The 15,803-nt window shown below is 68.7% G+C and carries 12 protein-coding genes; 6 read left to right on the top strand and 6 right to left on the bottom strand.

Annotation, left to right across the window (positions count from 1 at the left end; genetic code table 11):
• Window positions 1-41 precede the first annotated feature (41 nt).
• The 3 genes from ACT2FV_RS14510 to ACT2FV_RS14500 all read right to left on the bottom strand — a co-directional run bounded on the left by ACT2FV_RS14510 (window position 42) and on the right by ACT2FV_RS14500 (window position 3,682).
• Window positions 42-1,202, bottom strand: a complete 1,161-nt coding sequence (locus ACT2FV_RS14510; protein ID WP_444504163.1) for a glycoside hydrolase family 53 protein — start codon at window positions 1,200-1,202, stop codon at window positions 42-44.
• A gap of 170 nt (window positions 1,203-1,372) precedes the next feature.
• Window positions 1,373-2,461 (bottom strand): aldose epimerase family protein, encoded by a 1,089-nt coding sequence (locus tag ACT2FV_RS14505; RefSeq protein WP_151047727.1) that lies wholly within the window; start codon window positions 2,459-2,461, stop codon window positions 1,373-1,375.
• Window positions 2,462-2,488: 27 nt separating this feature from the next.
• Window positions 2,489-3,682: a XylR family transcriptional regulator gene (locus tag ACT2FV_RS14500; protein WP_059599641.1), complete on the bottom strand. Its 1,194-nt coding sequence runs from the start codon at window positions 3,680-3,682 to the stop codon at window positions 2,489-2,491.
• A 266-nt stretch (window positions 3,683-3,948) separates the two neighbouring features.
• Here ACT2FV_RS14500 and xylA point away from each other — a divergent pair, with 266 nt between their 5' ends.
• From xylA to ACT2FV_RS14475, 5 genes are all read left to right on the top strand, one after another.
• Window positions 3,949-5,271 (top strand): xylose isomerase, encoded by a 1,323-nt coding sequence (xylA, locus tag ACT2FV_RS14495; protein WP_444504162.1) that lies wholly within the window; start codon window positions 3,949-3,951, stop codon window positions 5,269-5,271.
• 4 nt (window positions 5,272-5,275) lie between these two features.
• Entirely contained in the window at window positions 5,276-6,754 is a 1,479-nt protein-coding gene (gene xylB / locus ACT2FV_RS14490; RefSeq protein ID WP_444504161.1) for a xylulokinase, read from the top strand.
• A gap of 109 nt (window positions 6,755-6,863) precedes the next feature.
• The gene (xylF, locus tag ACT2FV_RS14485) at window positions 6,864-7,892 is read left to right on the top strand and encodes a D-xylose ABC transporter substrate-binding protein (protein ID WP_444504160.1); all 1,029 of its coding nucleotides are present in this window, start codon (window positions 6,864-6,866) and stop codon (window positions 7,890-7,892) included.
• Window positions 7,893-7,965: 73 nt separating this feature from the next.
• Entirely contained in the window at window positions 7,966-9,525 is a 1,560-nt protein-coding gene (xylG, locus tag ACT2FV_RS14480; protein WP_151047737.1) for a D-xylose ABC transporter ATP-binding protein, read from the top strand.
• Window positions 9,522-10,721 (top strand): sugar ABC transporter permease, encoded by a 1,200-nt coding sequence (locus tag ACT2FV_RS14475; protein ID WP_151047740.1) that lies wholly within the window; start codon window positions 9,522-9,524, stop codon window positions 10,719-10,721. Before xylG ends, ACT2FV_RS14475 begins: the two co-directional genes overlap by 4 nt.
• A 58-nt stretch (window positions 10,722-10,779) precedes the next feature.
• Here ACT2FV_RS14475 and ACT2FV_RS14470 read toward each other — a convergent pair whose 3' ends face one another.
• A complete protein-coding gene (locus ACT2FV_RS14470; protein ID WP_059599636.1) occupies window positions 10,780-11,682 on the bottom strand; it encodes a LysR family transcriptional regulator in 903 nt (300 codons plus the stop codon).
• 99 nt (window positions 11,683-11,781) lie between these two features.
• On the opposite strand from ACT2FV_RS14470, the gene ACT2FV_RS14465 reads away from it, so the two are divergent.
• Entirely contained in the window at window positions 11,782-12,657 is an 876-nt protein-coding gene (locus ACT2FV_RS14465) for an aldo/keto reductase family oxidoreductase (RefSeq protein ID WP_444504159.1), read from the top strand.
• A gap of 60 nt (window positions 12,658-12,717) precedes the next feature.
• Here ACT2FV_RS14465 and ACT2FV_RS14460 read toward each other — a convergent pair whose 3' ends face one another.
• Window positions 12,718-14,817, bottom strand: coding sequence for an acetate--CoA ligase family protein (locus ACT2FV_RS14460; protein ID WP_444504158.1), 2,100 nt, complete (start codon window positions 14,815-14,817; stop codon window positions 12,718-12,720).
• 19 nt (window positions 14,818-14,836) lie between these two features.
• Complete coding sequence (locus ACT2FV_RS14455) at window positions 14,837-15,613, bottom strand: enoyl-CoA hydratase/isomerase family protein (protein ID WP_151047747.1); 777 nt, start codon at window positions 15,611-15,613, stop codon at window positions 14,837-14,839.
• Between the last annotated feature and the right edge of the window lie 190 nt (window positions 15,614-15,803).

The following is a 15,803-nucleotide window of genomic DNA, read 5'->3' as shown; positions in this document are numbered from 1 at the left end:
GGGATGCGTCGGTGCGGTGATGCGGTGACGACGCGAATGCGTCAGCGCTGGCGATACGCGTCGAGCGACGGCAGCGCGTTGCCGTGGAAGTCGAACAACGTGTTGTTGTCCCATTGATCGCCGGCACCGAGCTTCCAGCCGACACCCGGCGTCGGGATCCATTCCGGTTCCCACCAGAACACGCCCTTGCCGCGATTGCCCGGCACGCCCTTCACGATATCGACGACCGCCGCGAGGAACTGCGCCTGGCCGGCCGGCGACGGCGGGAACGAGGTCGAGCCGGTGTTCGTCATCGCGTTCGGTTCCGAGTCGCCGTCGCTGGTGGTCCACGGATACGCTGTCTCGACGACGATCAGTTCCTTGTCGTATCGCACCGCGAGGTCATTCGCGTTGTTGCGCAGGTCGTCGAGCGAGCCTTGCCACTGCGGGTAGTACGACAGGCCGATCACGTCGAACGCGACACCGCGCTGTGTCGCGCTGTCGAACCACCAGCGGCTTTTCGCGTTGTCGCCTCCGCTGTCGATGTGCAGCATCACCTTGATGCGCGGATCGACGGCCTTCACCGCATCGCGGCCCGTCTTCAGCAGCTGCGCGAGGTTGTCCCACTGGTCGTAGCGGCCGAGCGGCCACAGCATGCCGCCCGTGATCTCGTTGCCGATCTGCACCCACTCCGGCCGCACGCCGACGCGCTGCAGTTGGCGCAGCACGTCGGTCGTATAGGCCGACAGCAGCGCGCACGTTTCGGCGAGATTCTTGCCGGCCCACGCATGCGGCGGGTATTGCTTGCCGGGGTCGGCCCACCAGTCGCTGTAGTGGAAATCGATCAGGATACGCATCCCGAGCGCGGCCGCGCGTTTCGCGAGTGCGACGACATGGGCCGCGTTGTTATAGCCGGCCGCATCGCTCTGGTTGGCCGGGAAGAATGCCGGATTGCCGGGATCGTTCCATACCTTGATGCGGATCGAGTCGACGCCGTGCGCGTGCAGGACCTTCAGGCAGTCGGTCGGGCGGCCGTGGTCGAAGTACCGCGCGCCGTGCGCCTCGAGCTCCGGCAGCGTCGACACGTCGGCGCCCATCGCGAACGGGATGCCACCCGCCGCGCGCGCGACGCCTTGCGCGACGGCCGGCAGCGCGCCGGCCAGGTCGACGCATGCGAGCGCCGCGGTCGAGACACTCCAGCGCAACATCGATCGTCTGTTCATCGTCATCCTCCAGTATCGGGCCCGGTCGATCGATCGCAGGATCGCGGGCTTCGTCGGTTTAAGCGCTTAAATTTCAGCCTCGATGCGAGGCCGGATCGAGCGTAGCGCAGCCGCCGATGCCGATGCAAAGAACGCGTGCGTTGCCTACTATCTGGCGACCGGCATGTCCGCTACCCGCGCACCCCGACCCGATACCGGGTCGTCTGACGATAGGTGTTGCCCGGATGAAGGATGGTTTCGTCGCGCAGCGCGTCCATGTTGACCTGGTTCGGATAGAACCCGGCTTCGACGCACAGCGCCGCATGTCGCACGCACGGCATGCCGCCGCCCACGCGCACGCCATCCAGATAATTGCCCGTATAGAGCTGCAGCCCGCGCTGATCAGTCGACACGGCAAGTTCCCGACCGCTTTCCGGATCGTAGATCGACGCGACGGGCCGCACGTTGCGCCCATGGTCGCGCAGCACGTAGCAGTGGTCGAACCCGCGCCCGCGCGTGAGTTGCGCATGCGGCCAGTCGAGGCGAGCGCCGATCGGCGCGCTCTGCCGGAAATCGAACGCGCTGCCCGTCACGTCGGCGGTGCCGGTCGGGATCAGCGCATCGTCCACTTCGACGAACGCGTCGGCGTGGATCTGCAGCAGGTGGCCGCGCACGTCGCTGCCCGCGCGTCCGCTCAGGTTGAAGTAGCTGTGATTCGTCAGGTTCAGCGGCGTCGGCGCGTCGGTCACGCCCACGTAGTCGATCGTCAGCGTGCCGTCGTCGTCGAGCGTGTAGCGCACCTGCACGCTCACGTTGCCGGGGAAGCCCGCATCGCCTTCCGGCGAATCGAGCCGCAGCGTCAGTCCGCCGCGGTCGTCGACCACGTCCCAGCGCGCGCGGTGAAAGCCGCTCGCGCCGCCGTGCAGCAGGTTGCCGTTCTCGTTGCGGTCGAGCGTGTAGTCGATGCCGTCGAGCGAGAAGCGCGCATCCGCGATCCGGTTCGCCCACCGGCCGACCGTCGCGCCGAGGTACGCACCCGATTCGACATACTCGGCCGGCGTGTCGTGCGCCAGCACGATATCGGCGAAGCGCCCGGTGCGGTCGGGGGCGAGCCACGACACGACGGTCGCGCCGAGATCGCTGATGACGACGCGCATGCCGTGCGCGTTGCGCAGCGTGTAGCGCCGCACCGGATCGCCGCCGGGCAGCGCGCCCCACGGCTCGGACGGAATGCGGCCGACATCGGCTGACGGGCGGGAAGAGTCGGTATCGATATGCATGAGTGGGTTCGCTCGTGGGCGGTGAATTCAGTGAGCGGCCGCCGCGCGTTCCTGGTATTCGCGCGGGGTGCAGCCGAGTTCGCGGCGGAACACCGCGTACATGTATTGCAACGACGTGAAGCCGCAACGGATCGCGACTTCCGCGCTCGACGCATTGCGGCCCGCGAGCAGCGCCTGCGCGGCCTCGAGCTTGTGACGCAGGATTTCCTGGTGCACGGTGCGCTGCAGTTCGCGCCGGAAGTGCTCTTCGAGCAGCGAGCGCGACACGCCGACATAGTCGGCGACCTGTTCGGTCTTGATCCCCTGGCATGCGTACTGCCGGATGAAGTGCCGCGCGCGCATCACGTGCGGGCTCGCGAGCGGCTGGTGGCGCGTCGATTCGAGCACGTTGATGCCGACCGGCGGCACGAGGATGCGCTGCCCGGGAAACCTGGCGCCGCGCAGCATCCGGTGCAGCAGGTGCGCGGCGGTGCGGCCCATTTCCTCGGTGCCCTGGATCACCGACGACAACGGAATGCGCGTCAGCGTGCGCGTGAGCGGATCGTTGTCGATGCCGATGATCGCGACCTGTTCCGGCACCGCGATGCCGGCGAGCAGGCACGCCTGCAGCAGATGCCGCGCGCGCGCATCCGTGACCGCGATCACGCCGACGGGCTTCGGCAGCGCATGCAGCCAGCCGATCAGCTCCTCGATCGCGTGATTCCAGCCCGATGCGCTCGTCGACACGCCGCGGTAGATCGGCGCGTCGAGCCCGTCCGCGCGCGCGAGCCGGTCGAACGCGAGCTCACGCTGCTGCGCCCAGCGGTTCTCCTGCGCGACCGGCAGGCTGTACATCGCAAAATGCGCGAGCCCCGCGCCGATCAGGTGCGTGTAGGCGAGCGACACGAGCTTCGGGTTGTCCGTCGCAATATATGGGACACCGTCCGGGTACTGCGCCGGATCCTCGTACGACGAGCCGACCGCGACGATCGGCAGCGGCGAACCGGCGAGCGCGTCGGCGACGGCCGGATCGTCGAAGTCCGCGATGATGCCGTCTCCGTCGAAGCGTTCGATGCCGGCGAGCCGGCAGCGGAAGTCGTCTTCGAGGAACAGGTCCCACACGACGCGCGTCGTGTGCAGGTACTGGCCGATGCCGCTGATGATCTCGCGGTCGTAGACCTTGTTCGCGTTGAACAGCAGCGCGATGCGGTGCGGTGTCTGGGCGGAAGAGGCACGGGTCATGTCGGTCTCGTGGCGGGCGCCGCTCGGGCGTCTCGCCGTTGTCTCCGGGGCGCGCGGGCGGTGCCGCGCGGTTCTCTGGTGTCCGGCGATTGTAGGACGGAACGCACGCCGCGCGCAGCGGCTGGCAAGAAACGTTAAGCGTGCTGCGCAATTTCGCAATTGCCGGCCGGCAGGCGCGCGGGCACGATCCAGCCAACCGGATTCGGCCGCGTGCGTCGTCGTCGCGACGCGCGTTGCGCTGCACCAAGACCCAGCACGGAGACGCCATGTCGTATTTCGAACACATTCCCGCGATTCGCTACGAAGGTCCGCAGTCGGACAACCCGCTGGCGTACCACTATTACGACCCCGAGAAGCGCGTGCTCGGCAAGACGCTCGCCGAGCATCTGCGGATTGCCGTGTGCTACTGGCACACCTTCGTATGGCCGGGGCACGACATCTTCGGGCAGGGCGCGTTCCAGCGGCCGTGGCAGCAGCCTGGCGACGCGCTCGAACGTGCGCGAATGAAGGCCGACGCGGCATTCGAGTTCTTCACGAAGCTCGGCACGCCTTTCTATACGTTCCACGACACCGACGTCGCACCGGAGGGCGACAGCCTGCGCGAGTACGCAGCCAATTTCGCGCGGATGGTCGACTATCTCGGCGAGCGCCAGCAGGCGAGCGGCGTGCGGCTGCTTTGGGGCACTGCGAACCTGTTCTCGCACCCGCGCTTCGCGGCGGGCGCCGCGACGAATCCGAACCCCGACGTGTTCGCGTGGGCCGCGACCCAGGTGTGCCACGCGCTCGACGCGACACACTGGCTCGGCGGCGAGAACTACGTGCTGTGGGGCGGCCGCGAAGGGTACGAGACGCTGCTCAATACCGACCTGAAGCGCGAGCGCGAGCAGTTCGCGCGTTTCCTGTCGATGGTCGTCGAGCACAAGCACCGGATCGGCTTCAAGGGGGCGCTGCTGATCGAGCCGAAACCGCAGGAGCCGACCAAGCACCAGTACGACTACGACGTCGCGACCGTGCACGGATTTCTGGTGCAGTACGGACTCCAGAACGAGATTCGCGTGAACATCGAGGCGAACCATGCGACGCTCGCCGGCCACTCGTTCCATCACGAGATCGCGAACGCGTTCGCACTCGGCGTGTTCGGCAGCGTCGACGCGAACCGCGGCGATCCGCAGAACGGCTGGGACACCGACCAGTTCCCGAACAGCGTCGAGGAACTGACGCTTGCGTTCTACGAGATCCTGCGCCACGGCGGCTTCACGACCGGCGGGATGAACTTCGACGCGAAGGTGCGGCGCCAGAGCATCGATGCGGAAGACCTGTTCTACGGCCACGTCGGCGCGATCGACGTGCTCGCGCTCGCGCTCGAACGTGCGGCCGTGCTGGTCGAGAACGACCGGCTCGACGCGCTGCGCCGGCAGCGCTACGCGCAGTGGGACGACGCGTTCGGCCGCAAGATCCTGTCGGGCGGCTATACGCTGCAGTCGCTCGCGGATGACGCGCTCGCGCGCGGCGTGGACCCGCGGCATGCGAGCGGCGCGCAGGAGCGGCTGGAGAACATCGTGAACCAGGCGATCTACGGCCTGCGCTGACGCCATGTATATCGGACTCGATCTCGGTACGTCGGGCGTGAAAGCTGTGCTGCTCGACCGCGACGGCGTGGTGCGGGCGAGCGCGAGTCGCCCGCTGACGGTGAGCCGGCCGCAGCCGCGCTGGTCCGAACAGGCGCCGCGCGACTGGTGGGACGCCGCGTGCGGCGCACTGGCCGCGCTCGTCGATGAGGCACGCGCGGGCGGCATCGATCCGCGCGCCATCGACGCGCTGGGACTGACCGGGCAGATGCACGGCGCGACGCTGCTCGATGCGCAGGGCGACGTGCTGCGTCCCGCGATCCTGTGGAACGACGGCCGCGCGGATGCGGAGTGCGCGGAACTCGAGCGGCTCGCACCCGCGCTGCGCGCGGTGACAGGCAATATCGCGATGCCGGGCTTCACCGCGCCGAAGCTGCTGTGGGTGCGCCGCCACGAGCCCGACGTGTTCGCGCGCATCGCGCACGTGCTGCTGCCGAAGGATTACCTGCGCTACCGGCTGACCGGCGCGTTCGCGACCGATCCGTCGGATGCCGCCGGTACGCTCTGGCTCGACGTCGCGAAGCGCGACTACGACGACACGCTGCTCGCCGCGTGCGGGCTGTCGCGCACGCAGATGCCGGTTGTGTACGAGGGCAACCGCGTAACGGGCACGCTTCTGCCGGCCGTCGCGCGCGCGCTCGGGCTGCGCGAGATTCCGGTGGTGGCCGGCGGCGGCGACAACGCGGCCGGCGCGGTGGGCGTCGGGATCGTGCGGCCCGGTGACGCGTTGCTGTCGCTCGGCACGTCGGGTGTCTATTTCGCGGTGTCGGACGGGTTTCGCGCGAACCCCGAATCGGCGGTGCACAGCTTTTGCCACGCGCTGCCCGATACATGGCATCTGATGTCGGTGATGCTGAACGCGGCCGGCTGCATCGACTTCACCGCGCAACTGGCCGGTTACGACGGCGTCGCGGCGCTGCTCGCCGATGCCGAGGCGAACGCGCGCGCCAGCCGCCCGTGGTTCCTGCCTTACCTGAGCGGCGAGCGCACGCCGCACAACGACGTGAATGCGAAGGGGGTCTTCTACGGGCTCACGCCCGATACGCAGCGCGCGGATCTCGCGAACGCAACGCTCGAAGGCGTCGGCTTCGCGTTGCTCGACGGCATCGATGCGCTGCATGCGGCCGGACTGGCGCCCGACGGCATCACGGTGATCGGCGGCGGCTCGCGCAGCGCGTACTGGACGCAGATGCTCGCCGACCTGAGCGGACGCGCGCTGACGCTGCGCGCGGGCGGCGAGGTCGGCCCGGCGCTCGGTGCCGCACGGCTCGCGCATCTCGCGCTCGAACCGGATGCGTCGCTCGACGATGTGTGCCCGCAGCCGCCGATCGTCGCGGTGCGCGAGCCCGATCCCGCGCGACACGCGTGGTATCGCGATGCGCGGCGGCCGACGTTTCGCGCGCTTTACCGCGCGCTCGAACCGGTGTTTGCGACGGGCGCGTGAGCGGCGCTTCGCCGGTGCGATCCCGTGCTGTGCAGTGACTCGAAGCGGGCGGCGCATTCCCGCGGCCGCCCGGTGTTCGTGAGGTTGTCCAATAACAAGGAGTGGAGACATGAAATCCGTGACGCGCCGTACCGTATTGAGTTCCCTTGCCGGCGCAGCAGTGCTGGCGCTCTTCGCGCTCGGCGCTCCGCTTGCGCATGCGAGCAAGGACAAGCCCGAGATCGGCTTCTGCATCGACGACCTGCGCGTCGAGCGCTGGTCGCGCGATCGCGATTATTTCGTCGCGGCCGCGACGAAGCTCGGCGCGAAGGTGTCGGTGCAGTCGGCCGACGCGAGCGAGGAGCGACAGATTTCCCAGATAGAGAACCTGATTTCGCGCGGCGTCGACGTGATCGTGATCGTGCCGTTCAATTCGAAGACGCTCGGCAACGTCGTCGCCGAAGCGAGGAAGGCCGGCATCAAGGTCGTGTCGTACGACCGTCTGATCCTCGATGCGGACGTCGACGCGTACATTTCGTTCGACAACGAGAAGGTCGGCGAACTGCAGGCGAAGGGCGTGTTCGACGCGAAGCCGAAGGGTAACTATTTCCTGCTCGGCGGCGCGCCGACCGACAACAACGCGAAGATGCTGCGCGAGGGCCAGTTGAAGGTGCTGAAGCCGGCGATCGATCGCGGCGACATCAAGGTCGTCGGCCAGCAATGGGTGCCCGAATGGAGCGCATCGACCGCACTGCGCATCGTCGAGGATGCGCTCACCGCGAACAACAACCGGATCGACGCGATCGTCGCGTCGAACGATGGCACCGCGGGCGGCGCGATCCAGGCGCTCGCCGCGCAGCACCTGGCCGGCAAGGTGCCGGTGTCCGGGCAGGATGCGGACCTCGCGGCGGTCAGACGCGTGATCGCCGGCACGCAGACGATGACCGTCTACAAGCCGCTGAAGCTGATCGCGAGCGAAGCCGCGAAGCTTGCGGTCGATCTCGCGAAGGGCACGAAGCCCGCGTTCAACGCGCAGTACGACAACGGGAAGAAGAGGGTCGACACGGTGCTGCTGCAGCCCACGCTGCTGACCAAGCGCAACGTCGACGTCGTCGTGAAGGACGGCTTCTATACCCAGGCCCAGCTCGCGAGCCAATAACGGCACGACGGGCAGGATGCATGTGGCCGGCCAGGTGCGGCCGGCCGCGTGCTCACTGCGAGGCAATGAACGTATGACCGAACCCTTGCTGACGATGCGTGGCATCGTCAAGGCATTCGACGGCGTGAAGGCGCTCGACGGAATCGATCTGACCGTGCGCCCCGGCGAGTGCGTCGGGCTGTGCGGCGAGAACGGCGCCGGCAAGTCGACGCTGATGAAGGTCCTGTCGGGCGTCTATCCGCACGGCACGTGGGAGGGCGAGATCCGCTGGGAAGGCGCGCCGCTCGTCGCGTCCGGCGTGCGCGACACCGAACGCGCGGGCATCGTGATCATCCACCAGGAACTGATGCTGGTGCCCGAGCTGTCGGTCGCCGAGAACATCTTCCTCGGCAACGAGATCACGCTGCCCGGCGGGCGCATGCATTACGCGGAGATGGTGCGGCGTTCCGAGGCGCTGCTGCGCGAGCTGCGGATCGACGCGATCAACGTCGCGCAGCCGGTGATGAACTACGGCGGCGGCCACCAGCAGCTGATCGAGATCGCGAAGGCGCTGAACAAGCGCGCGAAGCTGCTGATCCTCGACGAGCCGTCGTCGTCGCTGAGCGCCGCCGAGACGCGCATCCTGCTCGACATCGTGCGCGACCTGAAGCGCCGCGGCGTCGCGTGCGTGTACATCTCGCATAAGCTCGACGAAGTCGACGCGGTGTGCGACACCGTGACCGTGATCCGCGACGGCCGCCACGTCGCGACCGAGCCGATGCGCGGAATGACCACCGACCGGATCATCGCGATGATGGTTGGCCGCGAGATCCGCAACCTGTATCCGCGCGAGCCGCACGAGATCGGCGACGTCGTGCTGGACGCGCGCAACGTGACCTGTCACGACGTGGCGAACCCGCGCCGCAAGCGCGTCGACGACGTGTCGTTCAGCGTGCGGCGCGGCGAGATCCTCGGTGTCGCGGGGCTTGTCGGCGCCGGCCGCACCGAGCTGATGCAGGCGATCTTCGGCGCGTATCCGGGCGCGAGCACGGCGACCGTGCGGATGAACGGCCGGCCGCTCGCGATCCGCTCGCCGGCCGATGCGATTCGCGCGGGCATCGCGATGGTGCCCGAGGACCGCAAGCGTCACGGGATCGTGCCGCAGCTTGGCGTCGGCCACAACATCACGTTGTCGGTGCTGCGCCGTTTCGCCGCCCACGGGCGGATCGATGCGGCCGCCGAACTCGACGCGATCCGCACCGAGATGCAGCGTCTGTCGGTGCGCGCCGCGCATCCGTTCCTGCCGATCGCGAGCCTGTCCGGCGGCAACCAGCAGAAGGCCGTGCTCGCCAGGATGCTGCTGGCCGATCCGCAGGTGCTGATCCTCGACGAGCCGACGCGCGGTGTCGACGTCGGCGCGAAGGCGGAAATCTACCGGCTGATCTTTGCGCTCGCGAAACGCGGCGTCGCGCTGATCGTCGTGTCGTCCGAGCTGCCGGAAGTGCTCGGGCTCGCCGATCGTGTGCTCGTGATCGGCGAAGGCGAGCTGCGCGGCGATTTCGTCAACGACGGTCTCACGCAGGAACAGATCCTCGGCGCCGCGCTGAAATCCGCGCGGCAGCCGGCCGAACCCATTGCAGCGAGTGCCCCATGAATACCGAACTGTCTTCCTCCACCGCCGTGCCGCCGGACACCGACGCGCGCCGCGCGCACGGCCATCCGCTGCGCCAGATCTTCGTGCGCTACAAGGTGCTCGCGCTGCTGTTCGCGGTCGCGGCAATCTGGGTGTTTTTCTCGGTGCTGACCGACGGTGCGTTCATCACGCCGCGCAACGTGTCGAACCTGCTGCGGCAGATGTCGATCACCGGGATGCTCGCGTGCGGCATGGTGTTCGTGATCATCGCGGGCGAGATCGACCTGTCGGTCGGATCGCTGCTCGGGTTGCTCGGCGGTGTCGCGGCGATCCTCGACGTCAATCGCCACTGGCCCGTGGCCGCGACGGTGCCGGCCGTGCTCGCGCTCGGCGTGCTGGTCGGATTGTTCAACGGCTGGTGGTCGACCTACCGGCGCGTGCCGTCGTTCATCGTCGGGCTGGGCGGGATGCTCGCGTTCCGCGGCATCCTGCTCGGCGTGACGGGCGGCTCGACGATCGCGCCGGTGTCCGACGGCTTCGTGTTCATCGGGCAGGGTTATCTGCCGCGCGCGGGCGGCGACGGGCTCGCGGTCCTGCTGTTCGCGCTCGTTGCGCTGCTGGTCCTCCGGCAGCGCGGTACGCGGCACCGTTACCGGCTTGCGGTCGTGCCGCTGTGGCAGGACGTCGCGAAAGTCGTCGGTGCCGGGGCCGTGCTGTTCGCGTTCGTCGCGACGCTCGATCGTTACGGCGGCATTCCCGTGCCCGTGCTGCTGCTGCTCGCGCTGCTCGGTGCGTTCTCGTGGATCGCGACGCAGACCGTGTTCGGCAGGCGCATCTATGCGGTGGGTTCGAACCTGGAAGCGACGCGGTTGTCGGGCGTCGACACCGATCGTGTGAAGCTCGCGATCTTCGCGCTGATGGGGCTGATGTGCGCGTTCGCGGGCATCGTCAACACCGCGCGGCTCGCGGCCGGCTCGCCGTCGGCCGGCACGATGGGCGAGCTCGACGCGATCGCCGCGTGCTTCATCGGCGGCACGTCGATGCGCGGCGGGTCGGGCACCGTCTATGGCGCGCTGATCGGCGCGCTCGTGATGGCGAGCCTCGACAACGGGATGTCGATGCTCGACGTCGACGCGTACTGGCAGATGATCGTCAAGGGCGGGGTGTTGGTGCTGGCCGTGTGGATCGACGTGGTGTCGCGTTCGAACCGGCGGTGACGGGCGGTGCGGGCGTGATCGCCGCTTGCGCAGGCGCCGGGCGGCGGCGCCCGCCGCTCTACCCGGCATCCGCCTTGACGAAATCGACGAACGCGCGCAGCGGAGCCGGTACGAAACGCCGCCCCGGGTAATACAGATACGGGCCCGAGAACGGTCGCCACCATTCGCCGAGCACAGGCTCGAGCGCGCCGCTCGCGAGGTGCGGACGAAGCCAGTCTTCGAAAAGGTGCACGATGCCGAGCCCGGCGCAGGCGGCGTCCACGACGAGATCGACGGCGCCGCCGATCTGCACGACGAGCGGGCCCGACGGCTCCACGCGGACCACTTCGCCGTCGCGCTCGTACTCCCACGCCGGCATCGCGCCGCTCGCGAACCGGCCGCGCAGGCACGCGTGATCGAGCAGATCGCGTGGATGCGCCGGACGGCCACGGCGCGCGAGATAGGCGGGCGCCGCGGCGGTGGCGAAGCGTTGCGTACGCGGGCCGATGGGCACGGCGATCATGTCCTGTTCGAGGCGCTCGTCGTAACGGATGCCCGCGTCGCAGCCGGCCGCGAGGATATCGACGAAGTTTTCGTCGGCCACGACCTCGAGCCGGATCTCCGGATACGCGTCGAGAAAGCGCGGAACGATGGACGGCAGCACGAGCCGCGCCGCGCTCATCGGCACATTGAGCTTCAGCGTGCCGACCGGTCGCTCGCGGAACGTGTTCACCACGTCGAGCGCCGCCTCCACCTCGCTCAGTGCCGGCGCGAGCCGCGCGAGCAGGCGCTCCCCGGCTTCGGTCGGCGACACGCTGCGCGTCGTGCGGTGCAGCAGCCGCACGCCGAGCTGCGCCTCCAGCCGGCGCACCGCTTCGCTAAGACCGGATGCGCTCGCGCCGACCATGCGCGCACCTTCGCGAAAGCCCTTCGCCCGTGCCACCGCCACGAACGCGTTCAGATCGCCCAGATCGACTTGCATTGTTCGCCTTTTCGTACAGGTCGTGCAGATTATGACCGGTTATCGCGCAGCGCGACACGGCGTAACCTGCGGCGACGCATTCGATCCAGGAGCACGATCATGTCCCCCATTGTTCAGTCCGGCACGTATTCCGTCGCGGGCCGACGCACTCACCGCATCGGCTATGGCGCGATGCAACTGGCCGGCCCCGGCGTGTTCGGTCCACCGAAGGATCGCGACGCGGCGCTCGCCGTCTTGCGTGAAGCCGTCGCATCGGGCGTCGACCACATCGACACGAGCGACTTTTACGGCCCGCATGTGACGAACCAGCTGATTCGCGAAGCGTTGCATCCGTATCGCGACGACCTGCTGATCGTGACCAAGGTCGGCGCGAGGCGCGGCGACGACGGTTCCTGGCTGCCGGCGTTTTCCGGCGAAGCGCTCGCCGCTGCCGTGCAAGACAACCTGCGCAACCTCGGTCTCGACGTGCTCGACGTGGTCAACCTGCGGATCATGTTCGACACGCACGGCCCGGCAGAAGGCTCGATCGAGGCGCCGCTGTCCGCGCTGGCCGAACTGCAGCGGCAGGGCCTCGTGCGGCACATCGGGCTGAGCAACGTCACGGCCGCGCAGATCGCCGAAGGGCGCCGGATCTGCGACATCGTCTGCGTGCAGAACCATTACAACCTGGCGCACCGGGACGACGACGATCTCGTCGATGCGCTCGCGGGCGACGGCATTGCCTACGTCCCGTACTTTCCGCTCGGCGGCTTCAATCCGTTGCAGTCGTCCACGCTCGACGCGGTCGCGGCCCGGCTCGGTGCGACACCGATGCAGACCGCGCTCGCGTGGCTGCTGCAGCGCGCGCCGAACATCCTGCTGATTCCGGGGACGTCGTCCGTCGCGCATCTGCGCGAGAATCTCGCCGCCGGTGGGTTGGTGTTGCCGGAGGACGCCGTGCGCGAACTCGACGGTGTCGCGTCCGTTCGCGGTTGAGGCTGGCGCGTGACTCAGCGCGCCTGCCCCAACGCTTGTGCCGCTGCGGCGCGCTCGCCGTCAGGCCAGCACGGCGACGCCGTCGGCTGCCCGCACGCCGTGGCCGGCATCGAGCACGAACAACGGATTGATTTCGGCTTCGACGAGCCGCGCGCCGAGCTGGCGCGCCATCCGCGAGAACGCGACGAGCGCGTCGGCGAGCGCGTCGACGTCCGCCTTCGGGCGGCCGCGATACCCGTCGAGCAACGGCCACGTGCGAAGCGCGCGGATCATGTCGAGCGCGTCGTCGCGCGACAGCGGCGCGTCCTCCGGCAGCATCCGCAACACCGTGTCGTTGAATATCTCCGCGGTCACGCCGCCCATCCCGAGCAGGATCGCGATGCCGAGCGGGTCGCGATGCAGGCCGACGATCATCTCGACGCCGCCCGCAATCATTTCCTGCACGAGGAACGCGTCCGGCACGAACCCCGCGCCGGTCTCGACGTCGACACGCATGCGTCCGAGCCGTTCGCCGATCGCATCGGCATGCACGCCGACCGCGACGCCGCCAATGTCGCTCTTGTGCGTGACGCGGTTCGACAGCAGTTTCAGCACCACGCGATCGCCGAGATGCCGTGCCGCCTGCTCGGCATCCGCTGCATTGCGCACGACGCGCTCGCGCACGGGCGTCACGCCGAAGCGTGCGAACAGCGCCTTCGCCTGCGCTTCGTCGAGCGGCCCGCGCGGCAGGTCCGGCACGTCGATGCCGGTTGCCGCGCCAACCGCATCGAGCGTGGGCGCGGCCGCCCGCGCGCGCCAGCGACCGGCGTCCCGCATCGCGACCATCGCGCTCGCGACGCTCTCGGGCGACACGAACGCCGGCACGCCGAGCCGGTTCATCGCATGCGTGACGGCCGGCGCATGCGGGCTCACGAACGCGACCACCGGCTTGTCGGTGCCGGGCAACGCATCGCGCACGGCGCCGGCCATCAGCTCGGGCATGCCGATGCTCGACGAACCGGCGATCACGGCAACTGCGTCGTATGAAGGGCTGGCCGCGAGCGTCTCGATCGCGCGGCGCAGCAGCTCGGGCTGCAGGCCGGCGAGCGTCACGTCGATCGGATTGCGGTCGAGCACCGCGTGATCGCCGGACTGCAGCGCGCGTAGCGCGGCAGCCGTGTCCGCATCGGGCGCCGGCGTGTCGAAGCCGGCCAGCCCCAGGTTGTCCGCGACGAGCGTGCCCGCGCCGCCGGTCGACGTGAGAATCGCGACGCGCGTGCCGCGCAGCGTGCGGCCGGCCGCGAAGGCGTTCGGCATGTCGAGCAGATCGCCGAACGTCTGCGCGCGAATCACGCCCGCGTCGCGGAACAGCGCGTCGTACATCCGGTCCTCGCCGGCGAGCGCGCCGGTGTGCGAGACGGCCGAGCGCGCGCCGGACTCCGATCGTCCGATCTTGTACACGACGATCGGCTTGCCCGCACGCGCCGCGTGGCGCGCGGCCGCGCGAAACCGCGCGGGATCGCGCAGCCCTTCGAGGTACAGCGCGATCACGGAGGTTGCATCGTCGTCGATGAAGTAATCGATGAAGTCGCTCACGTCGAGATCGACTTCGTTGCTGGTCGACACGAGCTTCGACAGGCCGATGCCGCGATCGGCGGCGCGCGACAGCAGCGCACCCAGAATGCCGCCGCTCTGCGACACGACGCTCACGCCGCCGACGGCGAAGCCGTCGGTGTCCAGCGCGCCGCTCGCGGACAACGTGACGCGATCCGTGAGGTTGACGACGCCGATCGTGTTCGGCCCGAGCACCCGCATCGAGCCGGCCGCTTCCTTCAGTTGCGCCTGGCGGCGTGCACCGGCTTCGCCGGTTTCGGCGTAGCCGCTCGCGAGCACGATCGCGGCGGCGGTCCCGCGTTTCGCAAGCGCCTCGACCGCGAGGTGCGCGCGCTCGGCGCCGAGCAGCACGATGCCGACGTCGGGTGCGTGCGGCAGCGCTTCGACGTCCTCGTAGCAGCGCAGGCCGGCAATCGACGGATAGCGCGGATTGACCGGGTAGATGTCTCCCCCGAACCCGTGTTTTTGCAAGTAGGCGATGGGTCGGCCGGCGGTCTTCGCGGGATCGGCGGACGCGCCGATGACGGCGACGCGGGCCGGCCGCATCAATTTTTCGATGGCGTTCATCGGAGGCTCCTGTCGGCGCTCAGCGCACGTTGTCGAGGAATGCGCGCACGGCATCGCGGTGCTCGCGGCTCGTGTAGCAGATCGCTTGCGCCTGGCTGCCTTGCGACAGCACCTGCGCGGCCGACAGTTCGTAGCTCTGGTTCAGGATCGCCTTGCCGAGCGCGAGCGCGGTGGGCGAGCCCTGGATCAGCTCGCTCGCCCACGCGGTGGCGTCGGCGAGCAGCGTGTCGGGCGCGCTGATCCGGTCGGCGATGCCCAGCGCGTGCGCCTCGCGTGCGTCGACCTTGCGGCCGCTGAAAATCAGGTCCTTGGCGGCCGCGAGCCCGACCCGCCGCGGCAGGAAATACAGGCCGCCGCCGTCGGGAATCAGTCCGCGCTTGATGTAGCTCCACACGAACGTCGCCGCTTCCGAAGCGATCACGAAATCGCACGACAGCGCCATGTCGGCGCCGAGCCCGGCTGCGGCGCCGTTGACGGCGGCAATCGTCGGCTTCGGCATCGTGTGCAGCAGCGAAACGGCGTGATGCACACGCTGCTGGCGCGACCACCCGTTGAACGCGACTTCATCGGGCGGCGCATCCATGCGCTGCGCCATCCCGGCGATGTCGCCGCCAGCGCAGAAACCCTTGCCGCTGCCGGTGATGATGACGGCGCGAACTTCCGGCGCCCGTGCGAGCGATTCGAGCGCATCGATGAGCTCGGTGCGCATCGCGTCACTGACGGCGTTGCGCTTGTCGGGGCGGTTCAGGGTAAGGGTCGCGATATTCGATTGAATCGTGACGTCGATGGTTTGCATGGTTTCTTCCTGCGTCGAAAACGAGCGGTGCGATGAATCGGCAGTGCGCGGCGCGATGCGCGAAGGCCGATCCGCTTGCAGCAAGCGTAGCGCCAACGCATGCGGCTGCCATCAACGTCGTTTCACTGAATGAAACTGTCAGCCACGCAGGTTTGTTTCATCCAGTGAAACGGCATGGTTGCGGCTGGCC

Origin of the sequence: Burkholderia sp. PR2, assembly GCF_052372875.1 — a bacterium.
GTDB classification, from domain to species: Bacteria; Pseudomonadota; Gammaproteobacteria; order Burkholderiales; family Burkholderiaceae; genus Burkholderia; species Burkholderia diffusa.
This window is presented reverse-complemented; position numbering and strand designations above follow the sequence as displayed.

Excerpts from the sequence above, each read along its gene's own strand:
- ACT2FV_RS14510 (WP_444504163.1), bottom strand. The coding sequence starts at position 1,202 with ATGAACAGACGATCGATGTTGCGCTGGAGTGTCTCGACCGCGGCGCTC.
- ACT2FV_RS14505 (WP_151047727.1), bottom strand. The coding sequence starts at position 2,461 with ATGCATATCGATACCGACTCTTCCCGCCCGTCAGCCGATGTCGGCCGC.
- ACT2FV_RS14500 (WP_059599641.1), bottom strand. The coding sequence starts at position 3,682 with ATGACCCGTGCCTCTTCCGCCCAGACACCGCACCGCATCGCGCTGCTG.
- xylA (WP_444504162.1), top strand. The coding sequence starts at position 3,949 with ATGTCGTATTTCGAACACATTCCCGCGATTCGCTACGAAGGTCCGCAG.
- xylB (WP_444504161.1), top strand. The coding sequence starts at position 5,276 with ATGTATATCGGACTCGATCTCGGTACGTCGGGCGTGAAAGCTGTGCTG.
- xylF (WP_444504160.1), top strand. The coding sequence starts at position 6,864 with ATGAAATCCGTGACGCGCCGTACCGTATTGAGTTCCCTTGCCGGCGCA.
- xylG (WP_151047737.1), top strand. The coding sequence starts at position 7,966 with ATGACCGAACCCTTGCTGACGATGCGTGGCATCGTCAAGGCATTCGAC.
- ACT2FV_RS14475 (WP_151047740.1), top strand. The coding sequence starts at position 9,522 with ATGAATACCGAACTGTCTTCCTCCACCGCCGTGCCGCCGGACACCGAC.
- ACT2FV_RS14470 (WP_059599636.1), bottom strand. The coding sequence starts at position 11,682 with ATGCAAGTCGATCTGGGCGATCTGAACGCGTTCGTGGCGGTGGCACGG.
- ACT2FV_RS14465 (WP_444504159.1), top strand. The coding sequence starts at position 11,782 with ATGTCCCCCATTGTTCAGTCCGGCACGTATTCCGTCGCGGGCCGACGC.
- ACT2FV_RS14460 (WP_444504158.1), bottom strand. The coding sequence starts at position 14,817 with ATGAACGCCATCGAAAAATTGATGCGGCCGGCCCGCGTCGCCGTCATC.
- ACT2FV_RS14455 (WP_151047747.1), bottom strand. The coding sequence starts at position 15,613 with ATGCAAACCATCGACGTCACGATTCAATCGAATATCGCGACCCTTACC.